The organism is Flavobacterium sp. H4147, from assembly GCF_029360735.1.
In the GTDB taxonomy this organism is placed as follows: Bacteria; Bacteroidota; Bacteroidia; order Flavobacteriales; family Flavobacteriaceae; genus Flavobacterium; species Flavobacterium endoglycinae.
On sequence record NZ_JARKNB010000001.1, the window covers coordinates 801,813 to 814,830 of the forward strand.

General features: G+C 33.3%; 10 protein-coding genes. 7 read left to right on the forward strand and 3 right to left on the reverse strand.

Annotated features, from left to right (window positions below):
* The first annotated feature begins 328 nt into the window (after window positions 1–328).
* From trmB to P2W75_RS03495, 3 genes are all read left to right on the forward strand, one after another.
* Window positions 329–1,006 (forward strand): tRNA (guanosine(46)-N7)-methyltransferase TrmB, encoded by a 678-nt coding sequence (gene trmB / locus P2W75_RS03485; RefSeq protein WP_111368046.1) that lies wholly within the window; start codon window positions 329–331, stop codon window positions 1,004–1,006.
* Between the two features lie 41 nt (window positions 1,007–1,047).
* The gene (locus tag P2W75_RS03490; protein ID WP_207298132.1) at window positions 1,048–1,686 is read left to right on the forward strand and encodes a LysE family transporter; all 639 of its coding nucleotides are present in this window, start codon (window positions 1,048–1,050) and stop codon (window positions 1,684–1,686) included.
* A gap of 65 nt (window positions 1,687–1,751) precedes the next feature.
* Complete coding sequence (locus tag P2W75_RS03495; RefSeq protein ID WP_207298133.1) at window positions 1,752–2,078, forward strand: MGMT family protein; 327 nt, start codon at window positions 1,752–1,754, stop codon at window positions 2,076–2,078.
* 199 nt (window positions 2,079–2,277) lie between these two features.
* Here the strand turns inward: P2W75_RS03495 and P2W75_RS03500 are convergent, their stop codons facing one another.
* On the reverse strand, window positions 2,278–3,603 hold the full coding sequence (locus tag P2W75_RS03500) for a PAS domain-containing sensor histidine kinase (RefSeq protein WP_276378940.1): 1,326 nt from the start codon (window positions 3,601–3,603) through the stop codon (window positions 2,278–2,280).
* 103 nt (window positions 3,604–3,706) lie between these two features.
* Window positions 3,707–5,050, reverse strand: coding sequence for a sigma-54 dependent transcriptional regulator (locus tag P2W75_RS03505; protein ID WP_276378941.1), 1,344 nt, complete (start codon window positions 5,048–5,050; stop codon window positions 3,707–3,709).
* 157 nt (window positions 5,051–5,207) lie between these two features.
* Here P2W75_RS03505 and P2W75_RS03510 point away from each other — a divergent pair, with 157 nt between their 5' ends.
* The 3 genes from P2W75_RS03510 to P2W75_RS03520 all read left to right on the forward strand — a co-directional run bounded on the left by P2W75_RS03510 (window position 5,208) and on the right by P2W75_RS03520 (window position 9,872).
* Window positions 5,208–6,446, forward strand: a complete 1,239-nt coding sequence (locus tag P2W75_RS03510; RefSeq protein ID WP_276378943.1) for an efflux RND transporter periplasmic adaptor subunit — start codon at window positions 5,208–5,210, stop codon at window positions 6,444–6,446.
* A gap of 163 nt (window positions 6,447–6,609) precedes the next feature.
* On the forward strand, window positions 6,610–7,317 hold the full coding sequence (locus P2W75_RS03515) for an ABC transporter ATP-binding protein (protein WP_207298137.1): 708 nt from the start codon (window positions 6,610–6,612) through the stop codon (window positions 7,315–7,317).
* Between the two features lie 125 nt (window positions 7,318–7,442).
* Entirely contained in the window at window positions 7,443–9,872 is a 2,430-nt protein-coding gene (locus tag P2W75_RS03520) for an ABC transporter permease (RefSeq protein ID WP_276378944.1), read from the forward strand.
* A gap of 62 nt (window positions 9,873–9,934) precedes the next feature.
* Here the strand turns inward: P2W75_RS03520 and P2W75_RS03525 are convergent, their stop codons facing one another.
* Window positions 9,935–11,554, reverse strand: a complete 1,620-nt coding sequence (locus P2W75_RS03525) for a murein L,D-transpeptidase (protein ID WP_276378945.1) — start codon at window positions 11,552–11,554, stop codon at window positions 9,935–9,937.
* 308 nt (window positions 11,555–11,862) lie between these two features.
* Between P2W75_RS03525 and P2W75_RS03530 the strand changes: the two genes are divergently transcribed.
* The gene (locus tag P2W75_RS03530) at window positions 11,863–12,993 is read left to right on the forward strand and encodes an Mrp/NBP35 family ATP-binding protein (RefSeq protein ID WP_207298140.1); all 1,131 of its coding nucleotides are present in this window, start codon (window positions 11,863–11,865) and stop codon (window positions 12,991–12,993) included.
* Window positions 12,994–13,018 lie beyond the last annotated feature (25 nt).

The window sequence follows — 13,018 nt, forward strand, 5'->3', positions numbered from 1 at the left end:
TTAAAAATAATTCGTGAATTCGTGGCGGAAACATTTTAAAAATATAGTCCCTACGGGACATTTTTTATTTATACATTCGTTTTTTACCGATATTTTATTCCTAACGCAATAATTATAAAACACCTCATTCCTTAAATAAATCTCGTAGAGATCGAATATTGGTAAAACAGATAATCTTCAAGTTCAAATTGTCCCGTAGGGACTATACGCAACAAACGTTAAAAAAAATCTTTTTTATTCGTGAATTCGTGGCGGAAAAACTTTAAAACGTAATTCCGCTATTTTCATTCGTTTATATTCCTTAATTTTGCCCAAAATTTTTGAAAAAGTGGGAAGTAAAAACAAACTAAAAAGATTCAGAGAAAACGAAACGTTCCAAAACGTTTTTCAACCAACGAGAGAAGAAGTGGTAGGCGATTTAATGCCTTTAAAAGGAAAATGGAATTCGGATTTCTTTAAAAATGATAATCCTTTGGTATTGGAATTAGGATGTGGAAAGGGTGAATATTCAGTTGGATTAGCAGAAAAATATCCCAACAAAAATTTTATCGGAATTGATATTAAAGGCGCCCGTTTCTGGCGTGGTGCTAAAACTGCAGTAGAAAACGGTCTTCATAATGTGGCTTTTGTTCGTACTCAAATCGAATTAATCGATCATATTTTTGCCGAAGGCGAAGTTGATGAAATCTGGATTACTTTCCCAGATCCGCAGATCAAATACAAAAGAACTAAACACAGAATGACCAATTCTGAATTTCTAAAATTGTACAAAAAAATCCTGAAAAAAGACGGTGTCGTAAACCTAAAAACCGACAGCGAATTTATGCACGGTTATACGCTTGGATTACTTCACGGAGAAGGCCACGAGGTATTGTACGCCAACCATAATGTTTACAAAAATGAAGGAAGCCCAGAAGTAGTAACTTCGATTCAGACATTTTATGAAAAACAATATTTAGAAATTAACAAGGCAATTACGTATATTCGTTTCAAAATTAAAGACTAATTTAATTTTGAAAAATATCTTTTAACCGCTTAAACAATTTAATGGTATATCTTACTCCATTACTTTCGGGCTTTATTGCCGCCGCAATTGGGATTATTCCTCCAGGATTAATCAACATGACGGCAGCCAAAATAAATCTGAAAGAAGGAAAAAAGAATGCCCTTTGGTTTGTCATTGGAGCGGTTTTGGTGATATTTTTTCAGGTTTATATCGCCGTTTTATTTGCGCGTGTTATAGACAATCGTCCAGATGTAGTTACACTGCTGCGTGAAGTTGGTTTTATTATCTTTTCAATCCTGACTATTTATTTCTTGTTTATTGCTAAAGAACCAAAAACAAAGAAAAAATCAAAGATTAAAAAAAGCAGCCGCAAAAGCCGTTTCTTTCTAGGAATGTTACTTTCTGCATTAAATTTTTTTCCTATTCCCTATTATGTGGTTGTAAGTGTTACACTAGCTTCATACAACCTTTTTGTATTTGAAAACACGATTATAGTAGCTTTTGTTTTAGGATCAGTTTTAGGATCTCTTGCGGTTTTATACAGTTATATTGCTTTTTTTGGAAGAATAGAAAAGAAAACCGATTATATCATGCGAAACATGAATACTATTATTGGAAGTATTACCGGTTTAGTCGCTGTTGCAACACTTTTTAATATTCTGAATTATTACTTCGGATAGAAAAATCATGGTTTTGATGGCTATTGAAATTTGAAACTTCAACAATACGTAATTTAAGATATATCATGGCTGAAGAGAATTTTTTCGAAAAAGTATACGCTGTCGCCAGACAAATTCCGTATGGAAAAGTAACTTCTTATGGCGCAATTGCTAAAGCTTTAGGAACAGCTCGTTCTGCACGAATGGTAGGCTGGGCAATGAATGCGTCTCATAATATGGATGATGTTCCAGCACATCGAGTTGTAAACCGAAAAGGACTTTTGACAGGAAAACACCATTTTGACGGAACAAATTTAATGCAGCAACTTCTAGAAAACGAAGGCATAGAAGTAGTCGATAATCAAATTGTTGATTTCGAAAAACATTTCTGGCAGCCTGAAATTGAGCTTTAACTTTTTCCTTTGTCAGGCTGAGCGAAGTAGAAGCCAGGTACCAATTGGAATGCCATTCGACTTCGCTCAGGGTGACAAGGTTTTTACTTTAATTCCTGCAAGGTTTTTAAACCCTGTAGATCTAAATATTCTTTCGTTTTACAAAAAACTTACTCAACACATTAATACCTACAAGGTTTGAAAAACCTTGCAGGAGAATCTAGATTAAACAAATTACAAAACTAGTTTTATCTTCATCGGTTTGGTAGCTTAAATAACCACCGTGTGCTTCTATAATGTTTTTAGAAAGCGTTAAACCAATTCCTGCGCCATCTTTTCTGGTGGTGAAAAACGGAAGAAATACTTTGTCTTGAATCTCCGGATCGATTCCTTTTCCGTTGTCTGAAATCGTAATGAAAAAACGATTGTTTTCAGTATGACTTGACACATATAATTTTTTTTCTGACTTTTCTTTTAAGGCATAAACGCTGTTGGTAATCAAATTGATAATCACCTGCTCCATTTGATTTTTATCAATCATTATCGATCTTGAACTGTGAATTTCGTTTATCAATTCGATATTTTCGGCTTTCAAAATTGGACTCATCACTCGAAGACAATCTTCAAAAAGAGCATTTATCGGAATCATTTGTTTGGCTGGTGTGGGCAGCATCGCCAGTTTACGGTAATTTTCTACGAAAACCTGTAAGTGATCACTTCTATTGATAATGGTCGAAATACTTCCTTTTATATCTTCAAAATCGTCTTCTTCTAACTTTTCCTGATCGACAATGTGAAGTAAATTCTGCGAAAGTGCGCGAATAGGCGTTAAGGAATTCATCAATTCATGCGAAATAATTTTCATCAGGTTTATCCAGGCTTCTTTTTCTTTTTTCTCGATTACACGCTGAATGCTATCCAATAAAATGATAAAATATTCTTTGTTATACGTTTTTGTTTTAGACGTTTGAAGCATAAAAGTCTGGAGATCTTGTTCTTCAATTTTAATCGAAATCGCTGATTTTAATTCGCTGAAATCTTCTTTCTCGATTTCATGACAAAGCGAAGGCAGATAATTTTTAAGGTATTTCCAATGGCTGATTTTCGGCACTTTAAACAAATCCGAAAAGCAGTCATTCATTAAAAAAATACCCCATTCTTCATTTTCTTTTTCAAGAATCAAAGCGGCCGTATCAATATTATTCAAAAGCGAACGATAGATCAATTCTTTTGAAGTTTGTTCCTGCTGTCTTTCTTTCAGCGTTTCATATAAAAGATACAAACTCTGGAAATTGTCTTTTTTATTTTCTTCTGGAAAATTCGTCGAAAAATCGTTCTGCAGAATCGAAAGTAATGTACGATCATAAAACTGAAGCTGGTTTTTGACATAAAAATACATTTCGGCCAGCATCATAAAAACGAAAAAACCAACCAAAAGGGCGTTGTAGTAAAATGTTTTATATATCAGGAAAACGCAGAAAAAAAAGAGTATCATTACAAATAAAACTCTAACAAATAATGCGTTATAAAATTTCCAGTTTTTCATTGGTATATTTTTGTTTTGCTGCTAAAAATTTAGTTTCAGCAGATAAAGAAAAACTTAATTCTTAATTCTTAATTCTTAATTCTTAATTCTTAATTCTTAATTCTTAATTCTTCAAATCGTATTTTTCAATTCTTCTATACAAAGCAGCTCTTGATAATCCAAGTTCTTCGGCTGTTTTACTAATGTTACCGTGGTGTTTTAAAAGTGCTTTTTCAATGGCAGTTTTTTCCATTTCAGACAATGGATTATCATCATTTTCTTGAATATCTTCAAAATCAAGAATATTCAAATCCGTTACAGAAATTGTATTGTTATCCGCCAGAATTAAAGCGCGTTCGATTTTATTTTCCATTTCACGCACATTTCCTTTCCACGGATAACGTTCTAAATAAGGCGCTACATTATCATCAAACTGCCAATTTTCCTGATTGTATTTTTGAGCAACTTGTTCGAGGATAAAATTTGCCATTGGAACAATATCTTCTTTTCGTTCTCGTAAAGGCGGCAGATTAATATCCATTGTATTAATGCGATACAGTAAATCTTCTCTAAAAGTTTTGTTTTTTACCTCAGCTTTAATGTCATTATTAGTTGCCGAAACGATTCTGACATTCAAAGGTCTTGCCTTGCTTTCTCCCAAACGTGTCACCGTTTTAGTCTGCAATACATGTAATAATTTCGATTGAAGATGAAGCGGAATATTCCCTATTTCATCTAAAAAAATCGTTCCGTTTTGCGCGGCTTCGAATCTTCCGGCAGTATCGGTTTTTGCATCGGTAAAAGCTCCTTTTGCGTAGCCAAAAAGTTCGCTTTCGAATAAATTTTCGCTTAAAGAACCTAAATCAACATGTACAAAAGGCTGATTTTTTCTTTCTGAGTTCTGATGAATAAATTCGGCAAAAACATATTTTCCGGTTCCGTTTTCACCTAAAATCAAAACATTTGCATCCGTTTTAGCCACTTTTTCGGCAATGGCGTATGCTTGTTTTATTTTTTGTGAAGTTCCTGTAAAATACCTTCTTTCGGTATTTTCAACCACAGTTTTTTTATTGTTTTTCCTGCTTTCGGCGACAGCCTTATCTATGGTTTCCAGCAGTTTTTCGTTATTCCAAGGTTTCAAAACATAATCAAAAGCACCAATTTTAATTCCTTCAACTGCCGTTTCGATTTTACCAAAAGCGGTCATTAAAATAACTATTGTATTAGGCGAAAGCGTTTTAATTTCTTTCAGCCAGTGAATCCCTTCTCTCCCATCTTCAAAACCAATTCTGTAATTCATATCCAGTAAAACCACATTGATTTCATTTTCGGTCAATGCCGAAATAATATTTTTAGGACTGTTTGCTGTAAAAATGGTTTCAAAATGTTTCTTGAGAATCATTTTTGCCGAAAAAAGGATTTCTTCCTGATCGTCGACAATTAATATTTGGGCCTGCTTTTTTCTCATGCTGTATTTTTTTGTTCGATTCTGAACGGTCAACTGTTCATTATCGAACACTCATTTTTTGGATTGTTTTTAGAGCCTCTTTAAAATCAGTGCTTTACAAAAAATAAATTTTGTGGCACAGTATTTACATATTGGTAATCAGTAAATTATTTAAAAAATGGACAAGGTAATTCCTCGTAAAAATAGAAAATTTAGATATCTCTCAATAGCAATTGGAGTTTTTTTAGTTTTGGCTGTCATTGTATTTTTTTCTTTTAATTCAAAAAGAACTTTAAATGTAAAAGCAGATGAACTTTCTATTCAAAAAGTAGAAAAAGCATATTTTGAAGATTTTGTTGTTTTTCAAGCCAAAGTCGAACCTCTAAATGTTATGCTCGTAAATGTTACAGAAGGAGGATCTGTAAAAGAGATTTTTGTCGAAAATGGCGCTATGGTTACCAAAGGACAATCTTTGGCTCGTTTGTACAACCCCAACACAGAATTGAATTACCTGACTCAGGAAACTGCCATTATTGAACAAATCAACAATTTAAATACTGGAAAATTAAACATTAGAAATCAGGAATTGAATTTAACCAAAGATTTGGTTTTGATCGAACATGATTATAACGATGCTAAAAGATTGTATGATGTAAACGCTAAATTGTTTGCTAAAGATGTGATTTCAAAAAATGACTGGAATACTTTTAAAGAAAGTCTTCGTTTTCAGGAAGAACGCAGAAAAACGATTCAGCAGAGCATTCAAAAAGAGAAACAATCGAATCAGGTTCAGATTTCACAAATTAACCATTCTATCCAAACTATGGAAAAAAGTCTTGATATTTTAAGAAACAATAAAAAGAATTTCTTGATTACTGCTCCAGCATCGGGTCGATTGACTTCTTTTGAACCTGTTTTAGGAAAAACATTTCAAGCGGGTGAAAGCATCGGAAAAATCGATTCTAAACAAGGTTATAAATTAGCTGCAAATGTAGATGAGTTTTATCTTGAAAAAATTCGCGAAGGTTTAAAAGGCCAAGTTGAATTTAAAGGAAAAACACTTGAGGTAATTGTAACCAAAGTAATTCCAGAAGTTAAAAACGGACATTTTATTGTCGAACTGGCTTTTGCTTCTAAAGAAGATATTACGCTGCAGGATGGTTTAAGCTTTGGAGTAAAACTGGTATTATCTGAGAAAAACAAAATTTTAGTACTCCCAAAGGGTATTTTCAGTCAGGAAACTGCCGGAAAATGGATCTTTCTAGTGAAAGGAAATAAAGGAGAAAAGCGTTTCATAAAATTAGGTCGAGAAAATCCATCGTATTATGAAGTCTTAGAAGGTTTGAAAGAAGGAGAATCGGTAGTGATTTCATCTTATTCGGATTATAAAGATATTGAAGAGCTTTCTATTCAGTGATTTTCAGTCCCAGTTTTCAGTTTCAGTTGACAGTCAGTTTCAGTCTCGGTTTTCAGTCGCAATAAGCATTAATACACAATTCACAACTTACAATTCACAATTCACAATTATAAAAAATCAATCATCAATCAAAAAACGTAATAATAACTAATCTTTAAAAACTATGATAACAATACAAAACTTAACCAAAGTATTTAGAACAGAAGAAGTTGAAACTGCTGCATTGAGCGGTATTAATTTAGAAATCAAAAAAGGAGATTTCCTAACTATCATGGGACCTTCTGGATGCGGAAAATCAACTTTATTAAATATCATTGGTCTTTTGGACAGTGCTACTGACGGAAGTTACAAACTTCTGGATCAGGAAATGATTGGTTTAAAAGAAAAAGGAAGAGCACAGGTGCGTAAAGAAAACATCGGGTTTATTTTCCAGAATTTTAACTTGATCGACGAACTTTCGGTTTATGATAATATCGAATTACCGCTGCTTTACAACAACGTAAAAGCTTCTGAAAGAAAACAAAAAATTGAGGCCATTGCCGAAAAATTAAATATTTCTCATCGTTTAAAACATTTTCCGCAGCAACTTTCGGGAGGTCAGCAGCAAAGAGTTGCCGTAGCAAGAGCTTTGGTAAATGATCCTAAAATTATTTTAGCCGATGAGCCTACAGGAAATCTTGACAGTAAAAATGGTAATGAAGTTATGGAACTTTTAACAGATTTACATGCTAAAGGTGCTACGATTTTGATGGTTACCCACTCTGATTATGATGCTTCTTTTTCGCAAAGAACCATTCATATGAAAGACGGAGTTATATTCTCTGAAAAATTAAATCAGAGAAATGTAGATGTTTTTATGGACGCTAAATAGTCAAAAGATGATCAAAATTATTGTTACTGCACTCGTAATTCTGGTAGAATTTGTGTGCAAAATTTTTACTCTTTTATAAAATATAAAAGTCTTACCATTTTAAAATAACTATAAAAACCCATACCATGATTTTTAACTGGTTTAAAATATTTATTTATCATTTAAAGCAAAGCAAATTGTTTTCGTTTTTAAATGTTTTAGGATTAAGCATTGGGATTGCCAGTATCATTTTTGCCATTTTGTACTGGAATAATGAACACTCTTATGATCAATGGAATCCTGAAAAAGAGAATGCATATGTAGTTCTGAATAAAATTGGAGCTACTGGCGATACCTGGGCCACAAGTTCAATTCCGTTTGGAGAAGCTTGTAAAGCTACTATTCCTGAAATCGAAAAAGTTTGTTTTCTGAACACTTGGTACGACGAAGAGGTAATCAAATACCGCGAACAAAAAATGTTAGTGAAAAAGATCATGGTTTCTGACGAGAATTTCTTTGATTTTTTCCCTTTTGAAATTATAAAAGGTGCCAAACAGAATATCCTGAAAGAGAAAAATAGTGTTGCCGTTTCTGATGAACAAGCACAATTACTTTTTAAAGATGAAGACCCAATTGGCAAGTCTATTTCATATAATAACAACGAGTATACTGTAAAAGCCGTTTATCATCTCATCAAACCATCATCTATAGAACCTAATTATGTATTCAGCGGTGTAAAAAGAGAAAACGATTTAAACAGCTGGGGGAATTTTAATTATGGTCTAATGATTAAAATTAAAAAAGGCGCTGACGTTGCTTCCGTTTTAAAGAAAATGCACCACGTAAATTATGTAAACAGAACTGTAAAAGATGCTAAAGAAAGCGGTCAGACTGTTGAACAATACATTAAAGAAAATGGTGAAATTGAGATTATTTTAGACCAATTGAAAAATTCACGTTTGTATGGCACAAAGAGTTCTGGAGGCGCTAATTTCCCAGAAGGATATGGTAATTTAAAACTGCTTTACATTATGGCCGGATTATCGGTTTTGATTTTGGTTTTATCTCTTGTAAATTATATCAATCTGGCAACGGCTTCGGCTATAAAACGCGCTAAAGAAGTAGGTGTTCGTAAAATTGTGGGCGCTTCAAAAAACCAGATAATTGTACAATTTATTTTCGAAACGGCTATTATTGTTACCCTTGCTATTTTGTTTGCACTTGCCATTGTCGAACTTTCTCTGCCATATTATAATACATTTTTGCGAAAAACTTTGACTATGAATGGCGGCGAATTTTACCTGCAGCTCATTTTGATTTTTGGATTAGTAATCATTCTTGCGGGTATATTCCCTGCCATTTATATCTCAAATTTTGAAACTTTAAAAGTTTTGAAAGGCAATTTCTCCAGAAGTAAAAGCGGTATCTGGATTCGAAATTCAATGCTAATTTTCCAGTTTGGAATTGCAGCCTTTTTCATTATTGGAGCTTTGATTGTTAACTCTCAGGTTGATTATATGATGAACAAAGATTTGGGATTTAGCGGCGATCAGGTGATTTCTATTCCGTACAACAAACCCGACAGGTCTAAAAGAACCGAACAATATTTAGTTGATAAAGAAGAAATCAAAAAAATTCCTGGTGTTGTAGATGTAACTACTTTTGCGGGTTCTTTTGGCGGAAGCACCAATTCTAGTTCTGGATTTAAACACAATGGTATTTTCGTACAGCCCCGAAATGTTGAAATGGATTTTGGCTTTCTTGATATGATGAAAATCAAAATTGTTCAAGGACGTGATTTATCGCCAAAGTTTGCCTCAGATACCGTAAGCAGTATGTTAATGAACGAAACACTGGTTAAAGCACTTAATCTTAAAAATCCAATTAATACTATCATCACTTCAGGATGGGGGAATGAAAAAGGAAACTTAAAGTTTAAAATTGTTGGGGTTGTAAAAGATTTCAATATAACGGGATTACAGAACAAAGTACCACCAATGGTTTTTATAAATCTTGAAACTTTGAAGTGGAATAATTTTAATGATGTACTGGTAAAAGTTTCTGCAAATAATTTAACAGAAACGTTAGAAAAATTGAAATCATACTGGGAGAAAAACGTAAACTCAGATTATCCTTTTGATTACGAATTTGTTAATAAAAAATTTGCTAAAACTTATGAGGAGCAAGTAAATCAAAAAAACCTGTTTTTCATTCTAAATTTAGTCGTAATCATAATTGCCGTGTTTGGATTATTTGCTTTGGCATCATTTTCGATGGAAAGAAGACTGAAAGAAATTGCAATTCGTAAAACATTAGGAGCAGAAACCGATATCCTGCTGAAGGAATTATCAAAACAATACATTGTTTTCTGTTTAATGGGATTTGCAATAGGAATTGTACCAGCTTATATTTTATTACAAAAATGGCTGGAAGATTTTGCTTTCAGAATCAATATTTCAGTTGTTCCGTTTAGCGCGGCATTACTTTCATTGTTAATCTTGACTTTGCTGATTGTTTTGGCAAAAGCCTATCAGGTAACTAAAATAGATGTATTGAAATATTTAAAATACGAATAACTTGTAGACCATTTTTTTATAAAAATCCCCTTTAGATACGAGAATCTAAAGGGGATTTTGTTTTATTTCATACTTACAGAATCATTAGAATACAGCAGTTTATCTAAACTTGAATCACGATCGTAAACATCTGGATAAAAACCAATTTCTCCGTCATCGTTTACCCAAGCAGTAAAATATCCTATGTAAATTGGAATTTTATTTTTAAGAATACAAGGTGTTTCTTTCTCTCCGCTCATCGCGCTATTAATTTTATCAACTGGCCAATCTGGATCGTCTTTTAATATTTCCATCGCCAGCTTTTTGGCATCTCTTACATTAATACAGCCATGGCTAAAAATACGTTTTTCAAAGTCAAACAAACTTTTCGCTGGCGTATCATGCAAATAGATATCATTTGGATTAGGAAACATGAATTTAACTAATCCTAACGAATTATTGGGTCCTGGTTTTTGTCTTACAGCACCTCCATTCCATTCCATATTATGATCGGCCAAATAATTTTTATCCTCGGCCATTTTAAGTTTCAGCTCATTTTTTATAATGCTGGCAGGCACATACCAGTAAGGACTGAATACAATTTTGTCGATTTTCCCGCTAAAAATAACCGTTTCGGTCATTCGTGTTCCTACGAATACGTCAGATACTAAATCGTATTTTCCGTCTTTCACATACACCAATCTGAAAGAAGGAATATTTACCATTATGTATTCTCTAGCGCTGGCAAGTTCGGTTGGAATCCATCGGCATCTTTCCATATTCAGCATAATCGTTTTAATTCTATTGCTGATGGGTTCATTCATTTGATCGATTTGTTCTTTTGTAAAAGTATAATTCAGTTTCAGTCCATATCGTTTTTTATACTTCAAAACGGCATCCATCATTTCTTGGTCATAATATTGACTTTTCGAATCTTCTTTTAAATCACCCACTACAAATAAACGTTCCCTAATCTGTTGAACGATTTTTCCGCTATCTAAAGGTTTTAATTCTTTGTAATTCGCTTCATCAATTTCGATTTTTTTCCAAAGACCTTTTTTCTCAATACTTCGATATTTTTTTAATACGTTCTGAAGTCTGTAATATTGATCCACCAACAGATTTTCGTCCTTATTCAATCGATCTGGATCTGCCATAAGCGAATCTAGAATTTTGTCATACGAAATAGTTTTGGCAGGCAGAAACCAGCCAATTTTTTTTAAAGTCTGAGCATCAACGCCTGAATACACGTTACTGGCGTAAAACACATACATGTTCGACAATAAAAGTTCGGTCTCTGATTTTGGAAGTTTATTTGATACGTTTTCATTAAAAATATCATCAATCAAATCTTTATAAGGCATTTGGGCTTTTATTCCCTGATCGTTTAAAAGATTTACTTTATGATACAATAGTGCCCCAAATTCGCTGACATTTTTATCATCGTGCCAAATCAAGTTGTAGTCCTTCTTTTTATACAATTCCTCAACATCTTTCTGGTATACTTTCAATTTAGGATACTTTTTATAAAAGCTGTTTATTTCAGCCACGCTGATCGTGCCAAATGAAAAAGCATTTATCTTGTACACATTTTCAAATTCAGTGAGATCGTTTTTTAGCTTTTTAGCATTTGCAGCTGGGCTAAAGGAAAACATTAAAAAACAACCAGCAATAATTACAGATAAGAAAGTAAAATTTCGCATATTTTTAAGGTTTAAATTTTAAACAAAAACTATTTGGAAATCTTAGATTTAAGGCAAATCAAATTTAATCAAGATTATCGAGAATTCTTACATTTTAGAGTACGAATTTCATACCTGTTTATATTGGATGTTCTTCAAAGGAATCCTCAAAAACAAACATCCATCATTTTGAATAATCTCAATATCAATAAATACAATTCAAAAGTCGGTAAATCCGAACTTAATCTGTTATCTTTGCAGTCTGAAATCAGTTTAAATTAACATAGGATTTTCAAATTGATTTCATTCATACATAATAGCACAATAAAATGAAATTAGATAGAAAAGAAATTCTTAAAGCTTTAGAATCAATTACTATAGCTGGAGAAGGAAAAAATATGGTCGAAAGCGGTGCCGTTGCAAACGTTCTCACTTTTGGTGATGAAGTTGTAGTTGACTTAGTATTGCATACACCAGCCATGCATATCAAAAAAAGAGCAGAAGACGATATTAAAAAAACAATCCACGAATTGATATCGGCTGATGCAAAAGTAAAAGTAAATATTAAAGTTGAAACTCCTGAAAAAGCCGAAATTAAAGGTCGCGCTATTCCAGGAATTAAAAATATTATTGCTGTTGCTTCTGGAAAAGGAGGAGTTGGAAAATCAACTGTTACAGCAAACCTTGCCGTTACATTGGCTAAAATGGGGTTTAAAGTTGGGGTTTTAGATGCCGATGTTTACGGTCCTTCAATGCCTATTATGTTTGATGTTGAAAACGAAAAGCCGGTTTCGACAACAGTTGACGGAAAGTCAAAAATGAAGCCAATTGAAAGCTACGAAATTAAAATGCTTTCTATCGGATTTTTTACAGCTCCAAGCCAAGCAGTAATCTGGAGAGGTCCAATGGCTGCTAAAGCCTTAAACCAAATGATTTTTGATGCAGACTGGGGCGAATTAGACTTTATGCTTCTTGATTTACCTCCAGGAACAGGAGATATCCACCTTTCTATCATGCAGTCGCTTCCAATTACTGGAGCGGTTGTAGTAAGTACACCTCAAGCAGTTGCTCTTGCCGATGCTAAAAAAGGAGTTTCTATGTTCATGCAGGACAATATCAACGTTCCAGTTTTAGGAATTATTGAAAACATGGCTTATTTTACGCCAGAAGAATTGCCAAATAACAAATATTACATCTTTGGGCAAGAAGGTGCAAAAAACCTTGCTGCTGATTTAGATGTGCCATTTTTAGGTGAAGTTCCAATCGTACAATCCATTCGTGAAGCGGGTGACTACGGTCGTCCTGCTGCATTGCAGACTGCATCGCCAATCGAAGGTGTTTTTGAAGCAATTACACGAAATGTGGTGCAGGAAGTAGTAAGCAGAAACGAAAGTCTTCCAGCTACTGAAGCAATTAAAATTACAACAATGGCAGGTTGTTCTGCAGTTAAAAAAAATTAGATAATTGAGATAATGTGTCAATTAG

What these genes read in the sequence shown, in the direction of transcription:
- P2W75_RS03515 (WP_207298137.1), top strand. Translation starts at nt 6,610, where the DNA reads ATGATAACAATACAAAACTTAACCAAAGTATTTAGAACAGAAGAAGTT.
- P2W75_RS03505 (WP_276378941.1), bottom strand. Translation starts at nt 5,050, where the DNA reads ATGAGAAAAAAGCAGGCCCAAATATTAATTGTCGACGATCAGGAAGAA.
- P2W75_RS03525 (WP_276378945.1), bottom strand. Translation starts at nt 11,554, where the DNA reads ATGCGAAATTTTACTTTCTTATCTGTAATTATTGCTGGTTGTTTTTTA.
- P2W75_RS03495 (WP_207298133.1), top strand. Translation starts at nt 1,752, where the DNA reads ATGGCTGAAGAGAATTTTTTCGAAAAAGTATACGCTGTCGCCAGACAA.
- P2W75_RS03520 (WP_276378944.1), top strand. Translation starts at nt 7,443, where the DNA reads ATGATTTTTAACTGGTTTAAAATATTTATTTATCATTTAAAGCAAAGC.
- P2W75_RS03510 (WP_276378943.1), top strand. Translation starts at nt 5,208, where the DNA reads ATGGACAAGGTAATTCCTCGTAAAAATAGAAAATTTAGATATCTCTCA.
- P2W75_RS03530 (WP_207298140.1), top strand. Translation starts at nt 11,863, where the DNA reads ATGAAATTAGATAGAAAAGAAATTCTTAAAGCTTTAGAATCAATTACT.
- P2W75_RS03500 (WP_276378940.1), bottom strand. Translation starts at nt 3,603, where the DNA reads ATGAAAAACTGGAAATTTTATAACGCATTATTTGTTAGAGTTTTATTT.
- P2W75_RS03490 (WP_207298132.1), top strand. Translation starts at nt 1,048, where the DNA reads ATGGTATATCTTACTCCATTACTTTCGGGCTTTATTGCCGCCGCAATT.